Source organism: Marinomonas ostreistagni, assembly GCF_016461785.1.
Taxonomy (GTDB): Bacteria; Pseudomonadota; Gammaproteobacteria; order Pseudomonadales; family Marinomonadaceae; genus Marinomonas; species Marinomonas ostreistagni_A.
This window is the reverse complement of sequence record NZ_JAEMUH010000009.1, coordinates 169,043-192,787: the sequence shown is the minus strand read 5'-3', so window position 1 is coordinate 192,787 and position 23,745 is coordinate 169,043. Positions and strand designations below refer to the sequence as shown.

Sequence of the window (23,745 nt, the reverse complement as noted above, 5' to 3'; positions counted from 1 at the left end):
TCCATCCAAAGTAATAAGAATACAACATAAGACTTCTTTTGTCGGGTGGTTTAGTTTTGTTGAAGATATTATGTCTTTCAATATATGCTTTTCTTAGTGTCCAAGTAGACATCGCTAAAAGTATGAATAGTAGAGTATAAAAAATGTAATCATTAGACATCTGACACCCTTAATATCCCTCTCTGTATCAGCTTTTTTATAGCTCTTGATTTATCATGTTCGGCACTATGATATAAAAGTGTTGCCATGATGGTTACGTAAGAAATATGCGAATAAGTTAAAATCACGATGCCTTTGAATAAATAATTACATGCAATTTCAATAGGATAGAAAAGATACATTCTCCGTGAAAAAACTTGTTCGCATCTTCCCATAGCAACGGGTGAAAAAGCCTATTAATCGCAACTAAATTTATATAGCTTAGCTTCCCCTCTGGAGATCCTAGAAGGATAAGGCTCTACGGCACACTTCTGATAGCCTTTACGCTCTAGTTGCGTAACTAGGAGATAAGGGGCCGTGTAGGCTAATGCCAGAGATGTAATAAACCAATATATAATCATTTTCGCAGCATATTTTTTTATGAATACCGGATACTTTCGATGTATTCCAGAGTACTCAATAAAGCAGAATAACCAAAATTCCGACATCAATAATAAGAAGAATATTCCGCTATCAAACTCTATCTGGCTTGCATGCTTTTGCGTAGCAATTATTACCCTAAAAAATTCATAAAAAGGAAAGAGTGCAGCAGGTATAGATATGCATATTAAGAAAATAAAAATACCCTTCGCTAATTTAATGGGCATCAGTATCCTCTTACAGAGCAAGGCCCAAATAAGCAAGGAATATACTGAGGATTCCGCTCTAAAAAGTTAAGGTTTCTATTAATATCGGATTTTATCTCTCGTAAGCTTATACCCATTCTCGCGTATGCTTTAATAAGAGCATTTGTAGCACCAATATGCTTATCAATTTCCTCAAGTACTAGTCCTGTAATAATACCAACAGTAACCGCAGCTATTAAAGGGCCAGCCGCAATGGATCCAACGATAGCTGCAGACCCTACCGCACAGCCAGCAACGGCAGCAGCAATAGAGCTAATGCCTAACTTAACTAAATCTCCTGTAACAGTACCTAATAGATCTGATAATGTTGCTGTATCTCTAATAAGGTAGTCAAAAACCTCTATTCCTACGAACAGAATTGCAGTGACAACAGTCCCACCTTTTACAGACGTAGTTATTCCTTTAGGGCCAATTGCCATTCTTACTACTTTGGGATTATCGATTAGGTAACGAGTACCAGTAAATACCTCTCTGTTACCCGCATAACCCCGAAAAACAACGTATTTTTTTCCATCAGCGTATTGCTTAATTACTACTTTTTCTGCTTTAAATCCAAATTCTTCTATAAGACTTTTGACAGTTTTTGTGTCCATTAATGGCGCAACATACCCTGATCCAGTTTTAATTCTATCTTGGTTTCTAGAGTATGCTTCTAAAAGTATGTCTAGTGATATAACTTGGATTACCTGCTCTTGTCTTTTTAGCTCTGTTACTAGTTGATCATCTAATCTCATTTTTTATACCTTCCTTGTTATTTACATTTAGCATCACTGTTGGATCTAGTGAGCCAAGCATTTGCTGTTTTAATATTTCTAGCGACATAAATGCCACGGCAGAAGAAATACCCCAGCAACTGCTGTGAATAGCGATGCCCGCTCTCAGCTGCAATTTGATACCACTCTATAGATTTGTTGTCATCTTTAATGCCATGTATGCCAAAATCATAGCTTTTTGCTACTTTGTATTGTGATGCGATGTTACCGATTTCTGCTTCCCTTATTAAAGATTCGAGCAGCGTTCTAGGATCTATGGTTTCAGTACTATTGCCATCTGTAGCCACGTAATAAATATCAGAAAATGAGCTGTATGAGGAGCTTTCGGATTTTCTTTGCCAATCCATAGCTTTTAGAAGATCTTTTTTCACACCTTCGCCGTTTGCATACATACTTCCAATTTCAAACATTGCCTCAGAGTTGCCCTCGTTCGCAGCGTGTTTTAGGTACTCTAGCGCTATGCCAGGACTATCGCCCTCCTTTTTTGCAATTAGAGCTAAGTAGTAGTGGGCGTCGCCATTACCTTCCGCTGCTAATTGCGTGAACAGCTCTTTAGAATGAGCAGTTTGTCCAGAGAAAAGTAGCTCAGTAGCCAGAGCTATTTTTGAATAGTCATTCGCTAATAAAAGTGATGAGAAAAGAGTTAAAGATGAGATAAAGATAGATAATAAGAGCTTTTTTTTTGTATAGATCATTATATATCAGTCCTTTGATCTCGAGATTTTGATTCGCAGAATAATAAAACTTAATCAAAAATAGTAGTACAAAACCTACTCTTTACCCATTACTTACATTAAGAAAAAGCAAGTATGTGGTTATTTTATTTTCATGGTGTTTTTGAATAGGATCTTCTCGATCTGTAGATCGCTTTATTATTAGTTTTGAACCTTCTTTAATACGCTCAACACGCCATTAGTGCGAGAGCTGGTCAGGTAGCTGGAAAGGTTAAACTGACTGAGCTCGGCGACTAAGTCTCGTTGCTGTAGTTCGGCTTTGCTGTGGCCATTTACTAAGCTCAGGATGACCATAAGAACACCGCGCATCAGTTTGGCGTCGCTGTCCGCTTGGAAGGTACAAACACCATTATCTTGGTGCTCAATCAGCCAGACAGCACTTTCACAGCCTTTTACCCTATTCTCTTCAGTTTTGTCTGCATCCGTTAGACGCTCCAGCTGTTTGCTAAGGCTCACTAACTCTTTGAAGGTGGCTTCTTTGCTGGTGCAGGCTTGTAGTCGTGTTTGAATAGCGTCGCGGGTTAAATCAGTCATCACCTAGGATCTCAATGGCTTCGATTAAAACATCACAGAAGCGACGTGCTTCCGATAGGGTATTGTAGCAAGCAAACGATGCGCGTAGGGTGCTACTCACGCCCAGTTGCGCCATTAATGGGTGGGCACAGTGACTGCCAGCACGTACTGCAACCCCTTGGCTATCGAGATAACCATTTAGGTCTAATGTATGAATGCCCGGTACGCTAAGGGAGACCACGGTAGTGTCTGTCGCCGGTGAATAGATTTCAATCGAGGTATTAAACTTCAGTTCATCATACACATAGCGCGCGAGCTTCTGCTCCCATTCAATCATCGCTGTTCGATCTTGATTAGCTAGGAAGTCGCAGGCCGCAGTCATGCCAATGACACCTTCGATGTTGGGCGTGCCTGCTTCAAGGCGATAGGGCAAAACATTGAACTCTGTGCTGTTGTACGTCACATGACGTACCATCTCGCCGCCCGTCTGTACGGGGGTCAGCACTTCTAGGGCATGAGGTTTACCATACAGCACGCCAATACCTGTTGGGCCGTACATTTTATGGCCTGAAAAGACGTAGAAGTCGCAATCTAAGTCTTGTACATCGACAGGATAGTGAGCGACCGCTTGCGCGCCATCGACCAAAGTAAAGGCCTTGACGGCTTTCGCGGCCGCGAGCATTTCTTTAATGGGGGTTTTGACGCCAATGGCATTGGAGATCTGAGTGCAGGCAAAAATACGGGTGTGGTCATTAAAATAACGCTCGTATTCAGGCTCCCATTCGCCCTTAGAAGTTAGGGGTAACACACGCAAACGAGCACCTGTGCGAAACGCCAATTGTTGCCACGGTACAAGGTTGGCGTGATGCTCAAGACTGGTGATCAGGATCTCATCGTCGGGCTTTAGACACCATTCCAATCCATAGGCTACCAAGTTAATGGCTTCTGTGGTGCCTTTGGTCCAAATGACATGGTTCGAATCCGCAGCATTAATAAAACGCGCAACCCGATCACGAGCGTGCTCAAATTGCGCCGTGGCGCGATCACTTAAGTAATGGGCACCACGGTGAACATTGGCATTACTGGTGGTGTAATAGGCCATTAATGCATCCAGCACAGCCTGTGGTTTTTGCGTGGTGGCGGCATTATCGAGATACACCAACGGGTGATCATTGGCTTCCAATTGTAAAATCGGAAACTGAGCTCGAAGGGTGTTTGCATCAAATGCCATACGCAAGGTTCCACTGCTGTCTAAAAACGGAGCTAAATTGTACCTTAAATTTAGTGAATCTCAGTAATATTGCACGTTACAGCGGTGAAACACTTGTCATTTCAGTGTTATTCGCTAAGGTTCATACAGTTATTTTGATTTTCAAATTAAAGGTACAGAGATCGTGGCGGACTTTCTTTATAAAGGCGTAGTGGATTGGTTTTTACAGCAAATGAGCCAAGGTGAGCTATCGCCTGGTGATAAAATGCCATCCCTACGAAAACTGGCGAAGCAGCTTGAATTAAGCTTGAACACCGTCATTCACGGCTATGATATTTTGGCTGAAGAAGGGTGGATCGAGTCGCGCCCCAAATCGGGCTATTTCGTCTGCCATAAGCCCACGGTCAAACATGCGCACTTATTGGCGGGGGATCGAGCGGTACGTTTTGATGAAGCGTTAAGTAAAAAGCTAGCTTGGTCGGCTTTGTCCCATCGCGCGGCGTTAGTGGATCAAAGTGATGACTTCCTTCATCCGAGTGCACGCCAAGGAGAAAACGATTTACCTGTTTTAGGGAAAGGCCATTTGGCGGTCAGGGAAGCCGTCAGTGAGCACTTACGCAAAGTTGCCATTCAAATACATCCATCACAGATTTGGTTAGGTAGATCACCACTCGCCATGTATACCCAAGCGGTGCAAACGCTGACTCAAGTAGGGCAAGCGGTGTTGGTAATTACTCCGTGTGATCCTCGTTTAACCTCCACCTTGATCAGTTTAGGCCGTGATGTAGTAACTCTGGCCGCTGGCGAGCGCGGTGTGGATTTGGATGAAGCGGTACGATGCTTACGTGATGACGCGATCAAGATGGTGGTGTTCCCTAGTCAGTTTGGCTTTCCGGGAGGCAGCGAGATTTCAAACCTGAGTTTGCGCCGTTGGTTAGCAATCGTGCAACAGCTTGAGATTCCAGCGATTGAATGGGATATGACGTCCCATTTGAGCTACAAGCCCAGCACACTAATGACTTATAAATCTCTGGATGAGAAAAACCAGATTGTCTACATAGGAGGCGTTGAGTCCAAAGGTGTAGATCGCAATGCAGCTTGGTGTTTACCGGGTAAGTATCAAACCTTAGAGGGGGCTTTATTGTGTGCAGATCTGGCTTTGAGTGACCCTCAACAACAAGCCTTGATCGATGCGCTACAACCGAATCAGCGTCATTCACTAATGCGTCGGGCACGCCAAATATGGTCAGTGGCTGAGAAGTCAAAAAGTCTCTTAGAAAACGCCCTAGGAGACACAGTCCGCTTTGCTAACGCTAAAGGTGGCTTAACACTTTGGTTGCAACTCGATACCGCACTAACGGAAGCTCAATTGACAACCCTGTTTGCCAAACATCGTCATGGTCTTGTCCCTGGTAGCTATTTGTCTGCGCAAGCTGAGGCGAACCATTGGTTAGCGGTCAATGTGACCTATGAAGGTATTGAGAAGCTTGCTGTGCAGTTAAGAAGCTGTATTGATGCGGCACAACAAGAGCAAGCAACAGTAGTGAGTGTAGAAACTGATGAGGCGCTATCTGAAGTTTCTGAATCAAGTGATGAGGTGGTGATGCCTGAAGCGCTTGATGAAACACTGAGTGTCGACGAAGTGATGGAAACGGAAGCAGCTGAAGACTTAGAGCAGGAAGTTGAAGCCACTCATCAGGAAAATGAGGTCAATGCAGAGACTGAGGCCGCAGAAGATGTCACTGAGGCAAACCAGAAGGAAGAGAGTAGCCAATCTGAGCCCGAGTCGGCGGGCATATTACTTGAGCCAAGCGACTTCGATTTAGAAGAGGTAATGTTAAAACAAGAAGATGTTGTTTCGCCAGATAGCGAAGTATCACAAAACTCTGACTCCGACGAACAAGTGAAACCAAAAGAAAGCAGCACCAAGACGGTTTATAACCCGATGCTTGATCTCATTAATCACGATTTTGGTTAGTCAGTTAAACTATGCGAGAGCTAGCGGAGGCCGTTAGGCATCCGCTTCTTTCAAGTAGTGTTCTATCTGGGCTTGCATGGGCTTGTGGTCTTGGTAATTGATGGGAATATTAATCAGCTTTTCCCCGATCAATAGCGCCAGTGATGGAAATGAGTTCAGCCCGAGGTGGCGTGCGTTCTCGATTTCTTCTTCCACTAGCCCGTGCTGTTTGATGTAGCTCATGCTCTTGATAAACCCTGTTCGACTCAGGCCAATATGCTCTGCACAATCCGCTAATACATCGACATCTGATGGGTTTTTAGCCTCTAAGTAATAGGCTTTCTGGACCGCGTGATACATTTCCATTTCTAGATTTTCATCACGCGCGACGAGACAAGCACGATTAGCTGGGTAGGTGGAACGACGCGGCTCTGTATGACGCCAGAAGTCATAGTTAAATTCTGTACCCAATTCTGATGCAATACGTTGCCAAGTGGCTTCTAGTTTCTGACGCATTTCCATGGGCATGGGCATATCAGAGTCCGGTGCTAAGCCACCAAGCATGGGCTGAATCGTCAAATCTTCTCGATCGATACGTTTTGCTAGGGCTTTTTGTAAGGCGGTCCATGTTGGGCGAAAGCCCCAACACCAGCTACACATAGGGTCATAGCAGTAAATTAACGTAGCGGTCATGTTTGCTCCAGTTCTTCGCGACAATAAAAAAGCCAGCTAGACGACGCCTAGCTGGCTTTTCATTATTAAGCGATTACGACTTAGTTCGCAAGAACCTTCGCAATGGCTTCACAAAGTGGTTCCATGTTGTCTTTGGTCATACCTGCTACGCTGATACGGCCTGAGCCAACAATGTAGATACCAAATTCGCTGCGCAGTTGAGCTACTTGATCTGGGTTTAGGCCAGAGAAAGAGAACATGCCATTTTGTTGAGAAATGAATGAGAAATCTTGCTCAACGCCTTTTGCACGTAATGTGCTAACGAATAGGCTACGCATTTCGTGAATACGCGTACGCATTGCTTGAAGTTCCATTTCCCACAAGCTACGTAGCTGAGGGTTAGTTAGCACTTCTGTTACCACTGCTGCACCGTGTGATGGTGGATTCGAGTAGTTAGCACGAATACAACGTTTCACTTGAGAGAAAGCTGCATCAGCATGCTCTGCTGTTTCACAAATTACTGTGATAGCACCCACACGCTCGTTGTATAAACCGAAGTTTTTCGAGAAAGAGTTCGCGATCAGCATTTCTTGAGCTTGATCCAAGAACACACGAAGACCCGCAGCATCTTCTTGTAAACCTGCCCCAAAACCTTGGTAAGCAAAGTCAAACAGCGGCAAGAAGCCTTGTTTACTGCAAAGCTTCGCTAATTGTGCCCACTGTTCTGTAGTTGGATCGATACCAGTTGGGTTGTGGCAGCACCCGTGGAATAGAACAACATCACCTGCTGGTACTTGCGACAAGCTAGCAAGCATAGACTCAAAGTCTAGGGATTTTGTTGCAGCATCATAGTATGCATAACTGCCTACCTCGAGACCTACCGACTGGAAGATGGCTTGGTGGTTTGCCCACGTTGGGTTACTTACCCAAACCGTTGCTCCTGGCATGTGTTTTTTGATGAATTCTGCCGCAATGCGTAATGCACCAGTACCACCTGGAGACTGTGCCGTGTGAGCACGTTGTTTCGTAATAACATCGTGATCTGCACCGAACAGAAGTTCTTGAACCGCTTTGCGGTATGCCTCGGTACCTTCAATGCTTAGGTAGCTCTTGGTTTTCTCGGTTTCCACTAAGCGCTCTTCAGCTTGCTTAACAGATTTTAGAATTGGCGTCGCGCCGAGCTCGTCCTTGTAAACACCAACACCCAAGTTAATCTTATTTGGGTGTGGATCATTACGATAAGCATCATTTAAGCCGAGAATAGGGTCAGCTGGTGCAACTTGAATGTTTTCGAACATGGTGACTCCCCGCAAGGGTTATAAGTACTGTTTTTATTATGCGTTGACGGTTAAATAGTTAGCCGTAATGGTACTCCAAGCGAGGCGCTTCCGCTATAAAAACAACCTGATATCACATGTAAAGGTGGGCGATTTAGGTCAACAAATTTAGGTCTTTTAATGAGTAAAAGGCACTTGCCCAACACTTCAAAGAGGTGTCAGGGAAAAAGATAAGTAGACAGCCCCGTGAGAAAAACTCTCGAGACTGCTAAAAAATTAGGTGGTCGCTAATCGTCCCAACCATCTGAAATCGCATGATTGAGGCGTTTTTCTTCCAGATAAGCTTCGATGGCGCGACGTGCTTTTAACATCCTTGCACTGTCTTCTTTCTGGTTACGTTCGTTTTCTTCTTTCTTTAAGCTGATAGAAGCGTATAACAAATCAGTTTTAACTTCGGAAACAGTTTCCGCTGGCGTACTCATCATTTTTTCCTCACAGGTCCATTTCGGATGACAGAAATGCACACATCACTGTCATCGACAGGTGAAAAAAGTCAAAATAGACAGACATCAAGACTTCAGTGATATAAAAAACGCAAAGCTGGTCAAAAATCAACCTATTTTTTATGAAATTTTTATTGGCGGATACGAATGGATGTTTCTTTTATCCTCGATGCTTTGAACGATAAGCAGCGGGAAGCGGTGGCAGCACCACTACAAAACAGCCTAGTGTTAGCAGGCGCTGGGTCCGGTAAAACACGAGTATTAGTGCATCGCATTGCTTGGTTGATGCACGCCTACGAAATTTCCCCTTACAGTTTGATGGCCGTGACGTTTACCAATAAAGCGGCGCGCGAAATGCAAGCTCGTATCGAACAACTGGTTGGCGTGCCACCTCAAGGAATGTGGGTCGGCACCTTCCACGGTATTGCACACCGTTTGCTAAGGGCCCATTGGCGCGATGCAGGTTTGAAAGAAAGCTTTCAAATCATGGACAGTGATGATCAGCTACGTTTAGTAAAGCGCATAATGCGCGAGCTGAGCATCGATGAAACACGCTGGCCACCTAAGCAAGTGTGTTGGTTTATCAACGCGCAAAAAGACGAAGGCCGCCGTGCGGCGCATGTGCCGGATAGTCATGATCCATTCTCCCGCGGTATGCGTGAAATGTATTATCACTATGAGGAAGCCTGTGAGAAAAACGGCTTACTCGACTTTGGTGAATTGCTGCTGCGCGCCCATGAATTAATGCTCACCAACCCAGCGTTACTGAAGCATTACCAACAGCGCTTTGTGCATGTGTTGGTGGACGAGTTTCAAGACACTAACACCATCCAATACGCTTGGTTGCGTTTGATGGTGGGAGAGGAAGGTTCCATTACCGCTGTCGGGGACGATGATCAATCGATCTACGGTTGGCGTGGGGCAAAGATTGAAAACATTCAAAATTTATCTAAACACTTCAAAGACCTACATACGATTCGTCTAGAGCAAAACTACCGTTCAACGGGTCATATCCTAAAAGCGGCCAATGGCTTGATCAGCAACAACGATGACCGCTTGGGTAAAGAGCTTTGGACAGACAGCGGCGAAGGCGAACCGATTTCGGTATACGCGGGCTTTAATGAGCAAGACGAAGCGCGTTTTATTATCGAGATCATCAAAAAATGGCGTGACGATGGTAACGCATTGAAAGATATGGCGATCCTGTACCGCTCCAATGCGCAGTCACGGGTCATTGAGGAATGCCTTGTTAGGGAACAAATTGCTTATCGTATCTACGGTGGGCACAGATTCTATGACCGTTTAGAAATCAAAAATGCTCTGGCTTACGCTCGTTTAGCGATTGATCCAAACGATGACGGTGCGATGGAACGTGTGATCAACGTACCCACGCGCGGCATTGGCGAGCGCAGTATCGGAACTATCCGTGAGATCGCCCGCGATCAAGGCTGTTCAATGTGGCAAGCGGCCGATCAAATCGTGACGCATAGTTTGATGCCTGCTCGCGCGGCCAATGCCATCAAAGGCTTTATGCAGTTGATCCAAGGAATGGCCAGTACGTTGCAGAACCCTGATCTTGGTTTGGGCGATATTTTCGATCAGATCATTGCTGAGGCGGGGCTGATTCCTTATCACGAAAAGGAAAAAGGCGAGAAGGGCGAAGCCCGCGTAGAGAACTTAAAAGAGTTAGTCAACGCTGCCAGTGGCTTTAACTGGTTAGAAACCGACGAAGAATTCAGCTCGCCAATGATGGCGTTCTTGGATCAAGCGGTATTGGACGCGGGTGAAGCGCAAGCGGACGAATACCAAGACTCGGTTCAACTGATGACCTTACACTCGGCGAAGGGCTTGGAGTTCCCATTGGTATTTATGGCTGGCGTCGAGGAGAACCTCTTCCCAAGTCGTATGTCCTTCGAAGAGCCGGGGCGTCTCGAAGAAGAACGTCGCCTTTGCTATGTGGGCATTACTCGCGCGATGCAAAAGCTCTACATCACCTACGCGGAATCGCGCCGTTTACATGGCTCGGAGTCATTTAACAGCCCATCGCGCTTTATTCGCGAAATCCCTGAAGAATGTTTGGAAGAAGTCCGCTTACGGTCTCAAGTGGCGCGACCTGTGTCCATGCAACGTCCGGATTACTCGGCTTCGATTCAGCGTCAGAACCAAAATATCATGCAAGGCCACACAGTGCCTGAGACCAATGTCTCCATGGGCGACCGAGTGAAGCATCCGATCTTTGGTGAAGGTTTAGTCGTGAACTACGAAGGCCAAGGCCCACAGGCGCGTGTTCAGGTCAACTTTGACGACGCCGGCACCAAGTGGCTGGTATTGTCATTTGCTAAGTTAGAGGTTTTGTAGGTTTTTCAGTTTCGGTGTTTGAGAGGTCTTCTGCGACAGTCAGTGGGAGACCTCTTCCCGTTACCTGATTTGCTTGCGCAACGTCTTTGCTTCGTTCCTCAGCTTCGACACGTCAGCGCACATCAGGCAAACGGGAAGGGTTTAATCAGTTTCAAAGCATTAAAAGAAACTTCTTCCTTGGTAAAGCTCCAAGCGGTGGACCCTCTGAGGTCTAGCGAGCCCGCGATACCAAAGGTCCCACCATATATTCCCAAGCCAGATACACTAAGGCTCCTGCTAATAAGCCAATACCAAAGTTAATCAGCATAGGCACGAGTCCAGAAACGATGGCTTCTAGGGCGGGTGGTAGAGAGTCTAACGGTGCTTCGATATGGGGCAAGGAGTGGGCAATGATGCCACCGCCGACGAGGAACATAGCGATGGTGCCAACAATAGATAGAGTTTTCATAAGCTTAGGTGCAAAGACTACCAGCCCCATCCCCAGTGTGTTGAGTAAGCCATTTTGATGTTTCTTACTGAGGTAAAGCCCAAGGTCATCAATCTTCACAATGCCTGCGACAAGGGCGTAAACGCCTATGGTCATGGCAATAGCGATCAAGGATACCACCAGTACTTGGCTGATAAAGCCAGCGTTTTGAACGGTGCCAAGGGCAATGACGACGATTTCAGCGGAAAGAATAAAGTCCGTGCGAATGGCGCCTTTGATTTTATCCTTCTCATAGGCGACTAAATCTGTACCCTCTGGCAGGCTATGCTGATCACTGTGCTCTTTTTTATGGGTCAAGCTGTGGAGTATTTTCTCGAAGCCCTCAAAGCAAAGATACAAACCACCAATCATGAGCAGAGGCGTAATTAGCCAAGGTGCAAAGGCAGAGATCAGTAACGCTAATGGGACTAGGATGATCTTATTCAACATTGAGCCTTTTGCAACGGCCCATACAACGGGAAGCTCACGATCAGCACTGACGCCTGTGACTTGTTGGGCATTTAATGCCAAGTCATCGCCAAGTACAGCACCGGTTTTCTTGGCTGCCACTTTTGACATCAGCGCGATGTCGTCTAATAACGTTGCGATGTCATCAATTAACGCGAGTAAGTTAGTCCCTGCCATGGTGAACTCCTGTTTCAGGTGTAGTCAGTCATCATAGTGCGGGGCAGATCGATAAATTGAAAGGCTCTTGTATGCAAGCTTGAAGATCCTTTCACACTTCAGCCGTCTCTACAGGATCAGTAAAACTGCTAGTATGTGGCAAACAGAATAAATGATAAGGGAGCGTTATGACCATCCGAGTGGGTATTATTGGTTTTGGGTTATCTGGCCGTGTATTTCATGCGCCGTTTGTGATGAATCAGGCGGATATGACTTTGTCCTATATTTGCTCTTCGAAACCTGATGAGGTTCATAAATACTGGCCTGATGTGTCGGTGGTGAATGACGCGGATGCTTTAATAGCTGGTGATGAGATCGACCTTGTGGTGATCACCACGCCGAATGCTTTGCATTTTCCTCAAGCGAAGTTGGCGCTGGAAACGGGTAAGCATGTTTTGTTGGAAAAGCCGTCGGTGACGGAAATTGAACAGATTGAAGAACTTTGCCGTATCGCCCACGATAAAGGTTTAATCTTCACGGTGTATCAAAATCGCCGCTTTGATGGGGACTTCCTACGTCTTAAGGAACTGGTTGAGACAAGGGAGTTAGGCAATCTGAAGCAATTAGAAAGCCGCTTCGACCGATTCCGCCCGGTGGTGCAGCAGCGTTGGCGCGAGCAGCCTGGAGTGGGCACGGGTATATTTTGGGACCTTGGCCCACATGTGGTGGACCAAGCGCTGGCGCTTTTGGGTACACCTGATTGGTTAAAAGCCAGTATAGATACACTACGAGATGAAGGTTCGGCTCCAGATAGCTTTGAAATTGAGCTGGGTTACGGCAAAACACGCGTGCGCCTTGGTGCGAGCCTCTTTGAAGCGGGCGACATGCGCCGTTACAACGCGCGCTTCGATGCGGGTTCTTGGCATTGCTATGGCTTAGATGCCCAAGAAGATGCATTGCGTGCAGGTGAGTTACCGGGTCAGGAAGGCTTTGCTAGCCCTGAGCAAACCGCGGTTCGCTACGATGCACCTAGCCAAGATGACATCAGTACAACGCACGATTCACTAAAATCGGGGCGTTACATAGACTTCTATCAGCAGCTAACGGATGCCATTCAAGGTCGCGGTGAAGCCCCCGTGTCGTCTCGCCATGCTTGTGAGTTAGTGTATGCCATGCAATTAGCCGAGCAGTCTGCATTGTCTGGAGAGCGCAAAGCATGGGGCTATCATTGTGCATTCTAAATAAACAATAAGCAGTCTTAAGGCAATCACTCAACGAAATTCTGTGAACGCTTTAGAATTTCGTTGAGTTGATCAAGTTTCCATCATACCATTTCGTTCCGCTCTCATCCGAGAGTAATTCAACGCCTACAAAAACAACAATACTGCGAATTATAAATATCTCTAATCGTGCACAGTGCATTGCTTGTGCACCTATCAGTGCTGTCTCTATTAACTCATGAGGTATGTGCTGTAACTAGCTTTTCTGAGGAATACCATGCAAAAACTTGCGAATTTGAGCAAGCTGGCTTTGGCTGGTTTGTTTTCTTTGTCATTGGTTGCTTGTGGCGGCAGTAATGACACTCAAACGAATGAAACGGCTCAAGCAGCACCCGCTGCAAAAGTGGAGCCGATCGAATGGAAAATGGTCACGACTTGGCCGAAAAACTTCCCTGCACTGGGTACTGGTGCGGAAAAACTGGCGACCAGTATCACAGAGATGTCTGGCGGCCGTTTGAAAGTAAAAGTGTACGCAGCGGGTGAATTGGTTCCAGCATTGGAAGCATTTGATGCTGTGTCTCGTGGTACGGCGCAAATGGGTCATGCAGCCTCTTACTACTGGAAAGGTAAAGTCCCAGCAGCGCAATTCTTCACAACCACGCCGTTTGGTCTAACAGCACAAGAGATGAACTCTTGGTTGTATAGCGGTGGTGGCATGGAGCTATGGGAAGAAATCTACGCGCCATTTAACATTGTGCCAATGGCTGCGGGTAATACCGGTGTGCAAATGGGCGGCTGGTTTAACAAAGAAATCAACTCGGTTGCTGACCTAAACGGTTTGAAAATGCGTATGCCTGGCCTAGGTGGTGAAGTGATCGCGAAGGCCGGTGCCACAGTTGTCAACATGCCCGGCAGTGAAATCTTCACGGCAATGCAAACAGGAACAATTGATGCGACAGAATGGGTTGGTCCTTACAACGACCTAGCATTTGGTATCTATAAAGCAGCGAAGTACTACTACTTCCCTGGCTGGCAAGAGCCTGGCTCGACGGTTGAAACCTTTATCAACAAAGATGCGTTTGCTGCCCTTCCGCAAGATCTGCAGCAGATCGTTCGTGCGGCAGCGCGTCAAGCGAATGCTGATATGCTTGATGAGTTTACTGCGCTGAACAACTCAGCTCTTGAGACATTGGTTAATGAACACCATGTGCAGCTTAAGCGCTTCCCTAACGATGTACTAGCTGAGCTACGTACGGCGTCTGATGAAGTCATGGCAGAAGTTGCAGCAAACGATCCTGCTAGTCAAAAAGTTTATGACTCGATGAAAGCCTTTAAAGAGAAGGTAATGAAATGGCATGAAATTTCTGAGCGTGCCTTTATCAATGCTCGTGCTGGCGAGTAATCTTAGTCAATAGAAACGATGATTAGCCCCTTAATTCGTTGAATTAAGGGGCTTTTTTAATACTAATGGCTAATAGCTCCATTGAGCTATAGCTATGTAAATCATAGTATCCTTAAACCCCAGATAAACGATTGAGCATTGGCTTGTTGAGTGCTTGCTATCATCTGGTCTATTTACCAAATAAAAAGTAACGAGTTTTCCAAGGGATCGATCCATGATAAATGCAAACGCTCTTAGCAAGTGGACACTTGCTGGCATTACCGCTGCCACGTTGATGGCTTGTGGTGGTTCAAACGAGCCATCGAGTAATACTGAAACCCAAGCTGTGGCGCCAGCTAAGCCTGCTACCATTGAATGGAAAATGGTTACAACTTGGCCGAAGAACTTTCCTGCGTTGGGTACAGGCGCTGAACATTTAGCACAGAGCATCAATGCCATGTCTGGTGGTCGTATCCACGTTAAAGTTTATGCAGCAGGTGAGTTAGTACCTGCTTTAGAAGCGTTTGATGCTGTGTCTCGTGGTACGGCACAAATGAGTCATGGGGCGTCCTATTACTGGAAAGGTAAAGTGCCAGCTGCACAGTTCTTTACCACCGTTCCTTACGGCCTAACTGCACAAGAAATGAACTCTTGGTTGACTCAAGGTGGCGGTATGGAACTGTGGGAAGAAGTGTATGAACCTTTTAATGTGATGCCATTAGCAGCCGGCAATTCAGGTACGCAAATGGGAGGTTGGTTCAACAAAGAAATCAACTCCGTAGCGGATCTGAATGGTCTGAAAATGCGCATGCCAGGTCTTGGTGGCGAAGTCTTAGCAGATGCAGGTGTCACGGTTGTAAACATGCCAGGTAGTGAGATGTTCACGGCATTACAAACCGGTACGATTGATGCTACAGAATTCGTAGGACCATACAATGATCTTGCGTTTGGCTTGTACAAAGCAGCGAAATACTACTATTACCCAGGCTGGCAGGAGCCAGGTTCTGCGATCGAAACGGTGATCAATAAAGACGCATTCACGGCGTTACCTGAAGATCTTCAGCTGATTGTTCGAGCAGCCGCACGCCAAGCCAATGCAGATATGTTAGATGAGTTCACTGCGAAGAATAATAGCGCTTTGGAAACGCTGGTGAACGACCACGGTGTAATGTTGAAGCGTTTTCCTGATGATGTCCTAGCGGAGTTTCGTGCATCAACCGATGTGGTGATGGAAAAAGTTGCAGCCAACGATCCGATGAGTCAGAAAGTGTACGACTCCATGAAAGACTTTAAAGAGAAAGTAATGAAGTGGAGCGACATTTCTGAGCGAGCATTTGTGAATGCGCGCGCCGCGGAATAAGTCGTTTTAACAGGATTAGCATGATGAGCCCCTTAGTCCTTGGATTAAGGGGCTTTTTTACGTCAATTGAGTCAGTGGGTGTTGAGCTATTGATGTGCAGAGCATAGTATCCTTATTCACCAATGCGAAAAGAATATGCACTTTCGCACGGTGCAGAGTGAAATCACTCGAGCGCAATCCAGTCGTGAACTGACAAAAAAAATAATGTAACTAGTTTTCTGAGGGATACACCAATGATCAACGCGAAAGCATTCAGCAAGTGGACGCTTGCTGGGATCACTGCGGCAACACTTGTTGCATGTGGTGGTTCAGAGCAGTCTAGCAGTACCGAAACCGCCGCCGCTGCGCCAGCTAAACAAGAAACCATCGAATGGAAAATGGTCACCACTTGGCCGAAGAACTTTCCTGGTTTAGGAACTGGCGCGGAAAACCTCGCTAATAACATCACTGAAATGTCTGGTGGCCGCTTAAAAGTCAAAGTGTATGCTGCTGGAGAACTCGTGCCACCACTAGAAGTGTTTGATGCGGTATCTCGCGGTACAGCGCAAATGGGTCATGGTGCGGCGTATTATTGGAAAGGTAAAGCTCCGGCTGCGCAATTCTTCACCGCGGTACCGTTTGGTATGACGGCTCAGGAGATCAACTCTTGGATCTACCATGGTGGTGGTATGAAGCTATGGGAAGAAGTATACGAACCGTTTAACCTAAAACCACTGACTGCGGGTAACACTGGGGTACAGATGGGTGGTTGGTTCAATAAAGAGATCAACTCTCTAGATGACTTCAGCGGTCTGAAAATGCGTATTCCTGGTTTAGGTGGTGAAGTGCTTCAGAAACTAGGTGGTTCACCAATCAACTTGCCGGGTGGTGAAATCTTCACAGCACTGCAAACGGGTACCATCGACGCAACAGAATGGGTAGGTCCATACAACGATCTAGCATTTGGTTTGTATAAAGCGGCGAAATACTACTACTACCCAGGCTGGCATGAGCCAGGTTCTGAAATGGAGCTTTTGGTGAACAAAACCGCATTTGAAGCGTTACCAAAAGATTTACAAGCCATTGTTCGTTCAGCGTCTCGCCAAGCCACTCAAGACATGTTGGATGAGTTCACTGCATTGAACAATGATGCCCTACAAACGCTTGTTAACGAGCATAATGTAGACCTGCGTCCATTCCCTGAAGACGTTTTGAAAGCCCTAAAAGTGGCGTCTCAAGAAACGCTTGAAGGAGTGGCTGCAAGTGATGAGATGAGCAAGAAGGTATACGAGTCCTTCAGAGCCTTCCTTGGCAAAGTATCACAATGGCATGATGTGTCTGAGCGTGCGTATATAAACGCTCGTGATGCCGAATAATCTAGGATCCATGTATGATGAAGCCCTGCTATGTCTATAGCAGGGCTTTTTAATATCCAAACATTCGTTTTCATATCGCTACGGAATGGTATCAAAAGAAAACAGGTTATTATTTGACCAACGTTTTTAAGTTCCTATAGTCTTAAGGCATATAAGGTTATTTCGGTTAGGTTACCATGAATCCTTCCATTATTTATTACTCTCCAGCGTTCGCTCCATGGAAGGAGACATTGAACTCATTTTTAAAGGATACAAAATACGAACACCAATGGCGCCCGTTTCAGGCGCTCTCTGAAGTGCCTGTTTCCAGCATGACGATCCTGCATGAGTCAGACCTTGGTGAAACAGATATCCCCTATGTTGGCGCCCGAAAAGTTCTGCTTTTGGTCTCTGCGTGGAGTTTCAAGCGATCACTACAGATGATTGAAATAGGAGCGAATGATTGCATTGGCTACGATGATATCTCACGTATAGCAACCTGGGTGATCGCTGAGATATCCCGTAGTGCTTGGCAGTCACATTCATTGGATCAGCCCAGCTCTTTACAAACGGTGTTAGACGCTATTCCTGTGCCTATCTTTTATAAAGACGAGCATCATATTTATCGAGGCTGTAATCAATCCTTTAGTGAATTTATCGGTTTAGCGAAAGAGAGCGTTATTGGACACTCCGTTTACGATATTGCGCCGAAAGAATTAGCCGATGTGTATTATGAGGCGGATCAAGCCTTGCTGGCGGCTGGTGGTACTCAGGTATATGAGGCATCGGCAAAAAGTGCAAGTGGGGAGTTGATGGAAATCGAGTTCAGCAAGGCCGTATTTTATAAAGCGAATGGTGAAAAGGGCGGCCAAGTGGGCGCGATGCTTAACATTACTGATCGCAATCGATTGATGCGACAGCTAGACAAAGCAAGTCGTACAGACCCCTTAACTGGCGTAGGCAACCGTCGTGAATTTAATATTGCGGTCAGTGTTGCACTGCAAAAAGCACGTCAGAGCTTACGCGCCACCAGTTTATTAACCATTGATGTGGACCACTTTAAATCGGTAAACGATGTTTATGGTCACAGTGGTGGTGATAAAGCGCTAAAATTTTTAGTAAACAGTATGCTGGAAGCATTACCCGAAGGTGGCCAAGTCTACCGTATTGGGGGAGAAGAGTTTTATATACTATTGCCCGATAATGACTTGGCTGAAGCTCGAGTCATTGCTGAAAATATTCGTCGACATATCCCTGAACAAACCTTGTCGCTACGTGGTGGGAATTTATCGATGACGGTTTCAATTGGCGTCATACAATTGGGTTCAGAGCAGCAGCTGGAAGAGTCGTTTAAACGTGTGGATCAAGCACTTTACGAAGCAAAAAGTTTAGGGCGTAATAGAGTGTGTTTGGCTTATTACGATTAAAGAAGTGTGACAAACATCTAAAAAAAAGCCCACTGCAAAGTTAGGGAGGGCAGCAGTGGGCTTAATACACTGAGAAAGATAACGTGGCGAGTACCAGGTGGAGAGCCTATCCCAACCACGTCATCTATCGCAGGGGTTACTCCGCTTTACTACCTAGTTCAAGTAGTGTTGCGTTACCGCCAATGGCAGTGGTATTTGTTGACACAGTTTGCTCTGTCACAAAACGAAGAATGTAGTGTGGCGCGCCAATGGTGCTTAGTGAACCAATGCTCGTCTCTTCGACTAATTGACATAGCAAGCCAGATTTCTCCGCTAAACGTTTGCTCAACTGCTGGGCATTATCCACATCACAGATGATTGCCACGCCAGCTAGGTCGGTTGCTTCAATGATGGAATCCTGTGCCGATTCCGCTACATTTTGCACCACGCCTTCAGGAACAAACTTCGCCAGTGTGTCCATTATTTGTTGGCCTTCTGGTCCCACCGTAATCACAGGGTTACCCGCTACGAGCGCCGCAAAGATTTGACCGACTAGGCCAACAGAGACAAGGTCACCTGTGATGCCGGATTGCACAGTGGTTAAAAACACACCGCGACCGTGGGTCGATAGGACGTTGCTTTCACCTGTTGGTCCTGGCAATACAACGTCTTCGCCAATTTCGTGACGGGCATTGTCTAACTGCCACTTGGCCATATTGGCTTGTTCGTGTGTTAGGCCAAAGATCGCTTTTTCCAGCTGTGCAACACGGCCAGCAACACCTAATTGGTTCCAGGCTTCAAAGACTTGGTTAGCCACTTCGATTTGAATAGGTTTTACGATTGTCATGGGTTATTTCTCCTGTCAGCCTGATTAAACCAATTGCTCTTTTGCAAAGCGTGGTAGGTAGTGTGGGCCACCGGCTTTTGGACCTGTACCAGACAGACCTTGGCCACCAAATGGTTGTACACCTACAACAGCGCCGACTTGGTCACGGTTAATGTACAGGTTACCGACGCGCGCACGGTTAGCAATGTGAGCACAAGTGGTTTCGTTACGGCTGTGAACGCCCATGGTCAAACCAAACCCTGAGTTATTAATCGTATCGATGATCTTATCTAGGTCTTTTGCTTTGTAGCGAACCACGTGCATGATCGGACCGAATTTCTCATCTTTTAGTTGGTCGATGCTGCTGATTTCAAACGCAGTCGGTGCCACAAAAGTTCCTTTGTCCGCCCATTCTGGCAGCTCGGCTTGAGCGATCAGGCGACCTTCTTTTTTCATCACTTCGATGTGATCAAGCAGCATTTTCTGTGCTTTTTCATCGATTACCGGACCTACATCAGTTGAGTGTAGGTAAGGTAGGCCAACCGTCTGCTCTTTCATGGCGCCTGCGATCATTGGGATAACGCGATCGGCGATGTCAGCTTGAACAAACAAAACACGTAGGGCAGAACAACGCTGACCGGCAGAAGCAAAGGCAGAGCGAACGGCGTCACGTACAACCTGTTCTGGTAGAGACGTTGAATCAACCAACATCGCATTCTGACCACCGGTTTCTGCAATCACAGGAACTGGAGCAACACCACGGCTTGCCAAGGTACGGTTGATCAACTGTGCTGTGCCAGTTGAACCAGTGAACGCTAGACCTGCGATGCGTTTATGTTGCGTCATTGGCGCACCTACGGTTGCACCATTACCAGGTAGGAAGTGCAAGACGTCTTTTGGAATGCCTGCTTCGTGCAGCATTTGCACGGCACGGAAAGCAATCAAAGAGGTTTGCTCAGCGGCTTTACACACGACTGCGTTACCTGCTGCAAGAGCGGCAACAACTTGGCCAGTAAAGATCGCCAATGGGAAGTTCCATGGGCTGATACAAGCGAATACACCACGGCCAGTCAGTTGTGACTGCTGAGTCTTACCTTGGAAGTTGGTGAAGACTTTTGGTGCGGCAAAGTTTTGACGAACCTGTTGTGCGTAGTAGTTACAGAAGTCGACGGCTTCACGTACTTCGTCAATGCTATCTTGGATAGTCTTACCCGCTTCGCGGTGACAGATAGCAACCAACTCAGCGTAGTTTTCTTCCATCAGCTCTGCCATACGTTCTAGGCAAGCTGCACGATCTGTTGCTGGGGTTTTAGACCAAGCTGGGAAGGCTGCATCCGCGGTATCGATGGCTTTGTTTACGATCTCAGTATTGGACCAGTACACTTTGCCGACGTTTAGACTGTGATCGTATGGGCTGTTTACTTCACGAACTTTGTCCGTTTCTAGGTTTTCACCGCCAACGATTGGGTGAGCTGTCCACGTTGTGTCGGCACCCATGAAGGCATCAACAGACGCTTTAAATGGTGTCCATTCAGACTCAATCTCGATGTTTGGACCATAGGAGTTTTTACGGTCAACAAACATGTCTTTTGGTAGATTGATGAATGGGTTGCGCAGCGTTTTACGGCTCTTAAGCGTCGTCACTGGGTGATCGACTAGCTCAGATATTGGGCAACGTGCATCCACTAGACGGTGTACGAATGAGCTGTTAGCGCCGTTTTCTAGAAGGCGGCGAACCAAGTAAGGAAGCAAATCTTTGTGGCTACCAACTGGCGCGTAAATACGAACACAAACGTCTTTGTCTTTGATTAGGCGGTTGTAAAGTGCATCACCCATGCCGTGTAGACGTTGGAATTCGTACTCGTTAGTGGTTGCGCCCAAGTTTTCTGCAATCGTAGCAATAGTCGCAATCGTGTGCGCATTGTGGCTTGCGAATTGTGGGAAGATCCACTGACGTGTGTGTGCACTTAATAGGAAGTTTGCACAAGCAAGGTATGAAACATCAGTTGATTCTTTGCGTGTGTAAACTGGGTAACCACTTAGACCACGTTGCTGACACAGCTTGATCTCAGAATCCCAGTAAGCACCTTTTACCAAACGCAAAGGAATACGATCACCCACGTCTTTTGCAAGCGCTGCTAGCCAGTTTAGAACAGGAAGACAACGCTTCGAGTAGGCTTGTACAACCAGACCAAACAGTCCCCAGCCTTTTGTGCTTTCGTCACGGAACAGCTTTTCAAACAGGTGTAGTGATAGCTCTAAACGGTCCGCTTCTTCTGCGTCGATAGTGATACCAACGTTCAATGCGCGGGCTTTTTTTATTAGACCTTTTACGCTGTCAAACAATTCTGTCATGACACGCTCTTCACAGCCAACTTCGTAACGTGGGTGTAGCGCGGACAGTTTGATTGAGATCGTTGGGCGGTGGCCCTTATTGTAAGTGTCTTGACCAACGGATTCGATGGCTTGTTCGTAAGACTTAAGGTATTTGTCGGCATCAGCAGCGGTCAGAGCCGCTTCACCTAACATGTCGAATGAGTAAGTGTAGCCTTTGTCGCGGTAGCTCTTACCACGTGACAAGGCTTCGCTGATAGAACGACCAAGCACGAATTGGTGACCCATGATCTTCATAGCTTGGTTCATGGCTTTACGGATCACTGGCTCAGAAACACGGTTCACCATACGGTTGATCAGGTTCGCTGGCTGACCATCTTTGGTTTCGTCCATAGTGACGATTTTACCCGTCAGCAATAGTCCCCAAGTCGACGCGTTAACGAAGAATGAGTCCGAGTTTTTAACGTGAGAAGCCCAGTCAGCAACACTTAGACGGTCTTTGATGAACGCATCAGCGGTTTCTTTGTCTGGCACACGCATTAAAGCTTCTGCCAAACACATTAGCAAGATACCTTCTTTAGTATCTAGGCTGTACTCAAGCAACAGTGAGTCAATCATTGACATGGACTCATCGTCTTTACGTACTTGCTCGATCAAGGTTGTCGCGGCATCTGTGCTGGCTTTTAGCTGCGCATCAGTTGGTTCAGCAAGCTTCAATAGTTCTGTTAGCCACTGCTCTTCATCCGCGCTGTACAGCGGTGAAATACGCTGCCACAGTTCGTTTAGGGGGCGCTCAAGAATAGTTGGTTGTAAAACCTCGAGTGCGTTAAACATAGTTAGATTCTCCCACGACAACCGGAAAGCATTGTTTCCGTATAAAACCGTTTTGTATTGTTATGAAGACGTTTTACGTAAAGTGTTGCAAAGGAAGTGAAAAACACAAGCTAGCAAACGTGTAATAAACGTCATCTTCGTACTGTGAGAGAAATATAGTGACAGAGAGGTGACAGCGTCTTTCGTAATACTCGGCTTTTTTTATAAGAAAATCCGACAGAATTTATTAGTGTTGTAAACAAGCTGCTATCTGCGCCAATAAAGAGCATAAATGGCGCTAAATGCTAAAAACTAGTGCAGGATTATGGTAAGAAATCAGCTACTACGGAACTGTTTTTGATATTTCAAAGGAGTGATGCCAAGGGTTTGTGAAAAGGTACTGGTCATGGCGCTTTGACTTGAAAAACCGCACATTTCCGCTACTTGAACTGGGGTATGGCCGTCACGCAATAATAACTGCGCTCGTTCAAGGCGTTTACGAATCAGATATTGGTGCGGCGTCATACCTGTACGCTCTTTAAAGCGCTCGTGAAACTGACTCACACTTAAAAAACAGAAGTTAGCAAGTTGGCTAATTTGTACACGGCGAGACAAATTAAGCTCAATAAATTGATCAAGCTTTTCGATATCCAACTGCTGGCCACGGGTTTTAATATTTTGGTTATTTAGCTGGTGACGAATAGCGCTGAGAAGCGTATTACCACAGGCGCGCGCCAAAAGAATGTCTTCTGGATATTGTTGTAATTCACCCGATAGAGCGGACGCCAATACCTGTAAACGTGGGTTTAGCTCAAAGTAGGCCGCTTGATCAAACAACCGTGACACCACTTCGTATTCTTCGTCAGTAATAGCTTTTTGCGGTGGGACTGGCAAGTTTACCACCATAATACGATTGTCTCCGAGACCGACAAATTGATGGCCTTCTGCCGATGGCACAATACAGCCACTGCCAGAACGCATTTGACGACCACCGCGACTTTCCAAATCAAAGTCGGTGTTTCCATCAAGTACGACAACTAGCTGATGGTAGTTGTGGTCATGTGTGTCTGCCACGTCGGGCAAGCTAAAGACATCAGAATCAGAGGGAGCCAAGTAAATTGCCTACTTTTTATTCAATC

General features: G+C 46.3%; 18 protein-coding genes. 7 read left to right on the top strand and 11 right to left on the bottom strand.

Annotated features, from left to right (window positions below; all coding sequences use genetic code 11):
• Positions 1-805 precede the first annotated feature (805 nt).
• The 4 genes from JHD44_RS11140 to JHD44_RS11125 all read right to left on the bottom strand — a co-directional run bounded on the left by JHD44_RS11140 (position 806) and on the right by JHD44_RS11125 (position 4,096).
• On the bottom strand, positions 806-1,579 hold the full coding sequence (locus tag JHD44_RS11140) for a hypothetical protein (protein ID WP_199462820.1): 774 nt from the start codon (positions 1,577-1,579) through the stop codon (positions 806-808).
• 17 nt (positions 1,580-1,596) lie between these two features.
• Positions 1,597-2,313, bottom strand: coding sequence for a tetratricopeptide repeat protein (locus tag JHD44_RS11135; RefSeq protein WP_199462819.1), 717 nt, complete (start codon positions 2,311-2,313; stop codon positions 1,597-1,599).
• Between the two features lie 180 nt (positions 2,314-2,493).
• Positions 2,494-2,886 carry a SufE family protein gene (locus JHD44_RS11130; RefSeq protein ID WP_199462818.1) on the bottom strand — a complete coding sequence of 131 codons (393 nt, stop codon included), beginning with the start codon at positions 2,884-2,886 and terminating at the stop codon, positions 2,494-2,496.
• Positions 2,879-4,096 carry an aminotransferase class V-fold PLP-dependent enzyme gene (locus JHD44_RS11125; protein ID WP_199462817.1) on the bottom strand — a complete coding sequence of 406 codons (1,218 nt, stop codon included), beginning with the start codon at positions 4,094-4,096 and terminating at the stop codon, positions 2,879-2,881. Before JHD44_RS11125 ends, JHD44_RS11130 begins: the two co-directional genes overlap by 8 nt.
• A gap of 163 nt (positions 4,097-4,259) precedes the next feature.
• Here JHD44_RS11125 and JHD44_RS11120 point away from each other — a divergent pair, with 163 nt between their 5' ends.
• Complete coding sequence (locus JHD44_RS11120) at positions 4,260-6,053, top strand: GntR family transcriptional regulator (RefSeq protein ID WP_199462816.1); 1,794 nt, start codon at positions 4,260-4,262, stop codon at positions 6,051-6,053.
• 33 nt (positions 6,054-6,086) lie between these two features.
• On the opposite strand, the gene JHD44_RS11115 is transcribed toward JHD44_RS11120, so the two are convergent.
• From JHD44_RS11115 to JHD44_RS11105, 3 genes are all read right to left on the bottom strand, one after another.
• Positions 6,087-6,725, bottom strand: a complete 639-nt coding sequence (locus JHD44_RS11115) for a DsbA family protein (protein ID WP_199462815.1) — start codon at positions 6,723-6,725, stop codon at positions 6,087-6,089.
• 80 nt (positions 6,726-6,805) lie between these two features.
• Positions 6,806-8,002 (bottom strand): amino acid aminotransferase, encoded by a 1,197-nt coding sequence (locus JHD44_RS11110; protein WP_199462814.1) that lies wholly within the window; start codon positions 8,000-8,002, stop codon positions 6,806-6,808.
• Between the two features lie 266 nt (positions 8,003-8,268).
• Positions 8,269-8,463 carry a PA3496 family putative envelope integrity protein gene (locus JHD44_RS11105; RefSeq protein WP_133561609.1) on the bottom strand — a complete coding sequence of 65 codons (195 nt, stop codon included), beginning with the start codon at positions 8,461-8,463 and terminating at the stop codon, positions 8,269-8,271.
• A 168-nt stretch (positions 8,464-8,631) separates the two neighbouring features.
• Here JHD44_RS11105 and uvrD point away from each other — a divergent pair, with 168 nt between their 5' ends.
• Complete coding sequence (gene uvrD / locus JHD44_RS11100) at positions 8,632-10,842, top strand: DNA helicase II (RefSeq protein WP_199462813.1); 2,211 nt, start codon at positions 8,632-8,634, stop codon at positions 10,840-10,842.
• A gap of 211 nt (positions 10,843-11,053) precedes the next feature.
• Here the strand turns inward: uvrD and JHD44_RS11095 are convergent, their stop codons facing one another.
• Positions 11,054-11,953 carry a DUF808 domain-containing protein gene (locus JHD44_RS11095; RefSeq protein ID WP_199462812.1) on the bottom strand — a complete coding sequence of 300 codons (900 nt, stop codon included), beginning with the start codon at positions 11,951-11,953 and terminating at the stop codon, positions 11,054-11,056.
• A 167-nt stretch (positions 11,954-12,120) separates the two neighbouring features.
• Here JHD44_RS11095 and JHD44_RS11090 point away from each other — a divergent pair, with 167 nt between their 5' ends.
• The 5 genes from JHD44_RS11090 (at position 12,121) to JHD44_RS11070 (ending at position 18,654) form a co-directional block, all read left to right on the top strand.
• Positions 12,121-13,173: a Gfo/Idh/MocA family oxidoreductase gene (locus JHD44_RS11090; protein ID WP_199462811.1), complete on the top strand. Its 1,053-nt coding sequence runs from the start codon at positions 12,121-12,123 to the stop codon at positions 13,171-13,173.
• Positions 13,174-13,429: 256 nt separating this feature from the next.
• On the top strand, positions 13,430-14,554 hold the full coding sequence (locus tag JHD44_RS11085) for a TRAP transporter substrate-binding protein (protein ID WP_199462810.1): 1,125 nt from the start codon (positions 13,430-13,432) through the stop codon (positions 14,552-14,554).
• 214 nt (positions 14,555-14,768) lie between these two features.
• Positions 14,769-15,893, top strand: a complete 1,125-nt coding sequence (locus tag JHD44_RS11080; RefSeq protein WP_199462809.1) for a TRAP transporter substrate-binding protein — start codon at positions 14,769-14,771, stop codon at positions 15,891-15,893.
• Between the two features lie 233 nt (positions 15,894-16,126).
• Positions 16,127-17,248 (top strand): TRAP transporter substrate-binding protein, encoded by a 1,122-nt coding sequence (locus JHD44_RS11075; RefSeq protein WP_199462808.1) that lies wholly within the window; start codon positions 16,127-16,129, stop codon positions 17,246-17,248.
• A gap of 176 nt (positions 17,249-17,424) precedes the next feature.
• Positions 17,425-18,654, top strand: a complete 1,230-nt coding sequence (locus tag JHD44_RS11070) for a GGDEF domain-containing protein (protein ID WP_199462807.1) — start codon at positions 17,425-17,427, stop codon at positions 18,652-18,654.
• Between the two features lie 136 nt (positions 18,655-18,790).
• Here JHD44_RS11070 and JHD44_RS11065 read toward each other — a convergent pair whose 3' ends face one another.
• The 3 genes from JHD44_RS11065 to JHD44_RS11055 all read right to left on the bottom strand — a co-directional run bounded on the left by JHD44_RS11065 (position 18,791) and on the right by JHD44_RS11055 (position 23,719).
• On the bottom strand, positions 18,791-19,480 hold the full coding sequence (locus tag JHD44_RS11065) for a 1-pyrroline-5-carboxylate dehydrogenase (RefSeq protein WP_199462806.1): 690 nt from the start codon (positions 19,478-19,480) through the stop codon (positions 18,791-18,793).
• 24 nt (positions 19,481-19,504) lie between these two features.
• A complete protein-coding gene (putA, locus tag JHD44_RS11060; protein WP_199462805.1) occupies positions 19,505-22,627 on the bottom strand; it encodes a bifunctional proline dehydrogenase/L-glutamate gamma-semialdehyde dehydrogenase PutA in 3,123 nt (1,040 codons plus the stop codon).
• A gap of 315 nt (positions 22,628-22,942) precedes the next feature.
• Complete coding sequence (locus JHD44_RS11055) at positions 22,943-23,719, bottom strand: helix-turn-helix domain-containing protein (RefSeq protein ID WP_199462804.1); 777 nt, start codon at positions 23,717-23,719, stop codon at positions 22,943-22,945.
• Positions 23,720-23,745: the final 26 nt, after the last annotated feature.

Bases quoted from the DNA above. Each gene is read 5' to 3' on its own strand.
- uvrD (WP_199462813.1), top strand. From the start codon at position 8,632: ATGGATGTTTCTTTTATCCTCGATGCTTTGAACGATAAGCAGCGGGAA.
- JHD44_RS11075 (WP_199462808.1), top strand. From the start codon at position 16,127: ATGATCAACGCGAAAGCATTCAGCAAGTGGACGCTTGCTGGGATCACT.
- JHD44_RS11090 (WP_199462811.1), top strand. From the start codon at position 12,121: ATGACCATCCGAGTGGGTATTATTGGTTTTGGGTTATCTGGCCGTGTA.
- JHD44_RS11140 (WP_199462820.1), bottom strand. From the start codon at position 1,579: ATGAGATTAGATGATCAACTAGTAACAGAGCTAAAAAGACAAGAGCAG.
- JHD44_RS11130 (WP_199462818.1), bottom strand. From the start codon at position 2,886: ATGACTGATTTAACCCGCGACGCTATTCAAACACGACTACAAGCCTGC.
- JHD44_RS11125 (WP_199462817.1), bottom strand. From the start codon at position 4,096: ATGGCATTTGATGCAAACACCCTTCGAGCTCAGTTTCCGATTTTACAA.
- JHD44_RS11070 (WP_199462807.1), top strand. From the start codon at position 17,425: ATGAATCCTTCCATTATTTATTACTCTCCAGCGTTCGCTCCATGGAAG.
- JHD44_RS11135 (WP_199462819.1), bottom strand. From the start codon at position 2,313: ATGATCTATACAAAAAAAAAGCTCTTATTATCTATCTTTATCTCATCT.
- JHD44_RS11085 (WP_199462810.1), top strand. From the start codon at position 13,430: ATGCAAAAACTTGCGAATTTGAGCAAGCTGGCTTTGGCTGGTTTGTTT.
- JHD44_RS11115 (WP_199462815.1), bottom strand. From the start codon at position 6,725: ATGACCGCTACGTTAATTTACTGCTATGACCCTATGTGTAGCTGGTGT.
- JHD44_RS11105 (WP_133561609.1), bottom strand. From the start codon at position 8,463: ATGAGTACGCCAGCGGAAACTGTTTCCGAAGTTAAAACTGATTTGTTA.
- JHD44_RS11110 (WP_199462814.1), bottom strand. From the start codon at position 8,002: ATGTTCGAAAACATTCAAGTTGCACCAGCTGACCCTATTCTCGGCTTA.
- putA (WP_199462805.1), bottom strand. From the start codon at position 22,627: ATGTTTAACGCACTCGAGGTTTTACAACCAACTATTCTTGAGCGCCCC.
- JHD44_RS11080 (WP_199462809.1), top strand. From the start codon at position 14,769: ATGATAAATGCAAACGCTCTTAGCAAGTGGACACTTGCTGGCATTACC.
- JHD44_RS11095 (WP_199462812.1), bottom strand. From the start codon at position 11,953: ATGGCAGGGACTAACTTACTCGCGTTAATTGATGACATCGCAACGTTA.
- JHD44_RS11065 (WP_199462806.1), bottom strand. From the start codon at position 19,480: ATGACAATCGTAAAACCTATTCAAATCGAAGTGGCTAACCAAGTCTTT.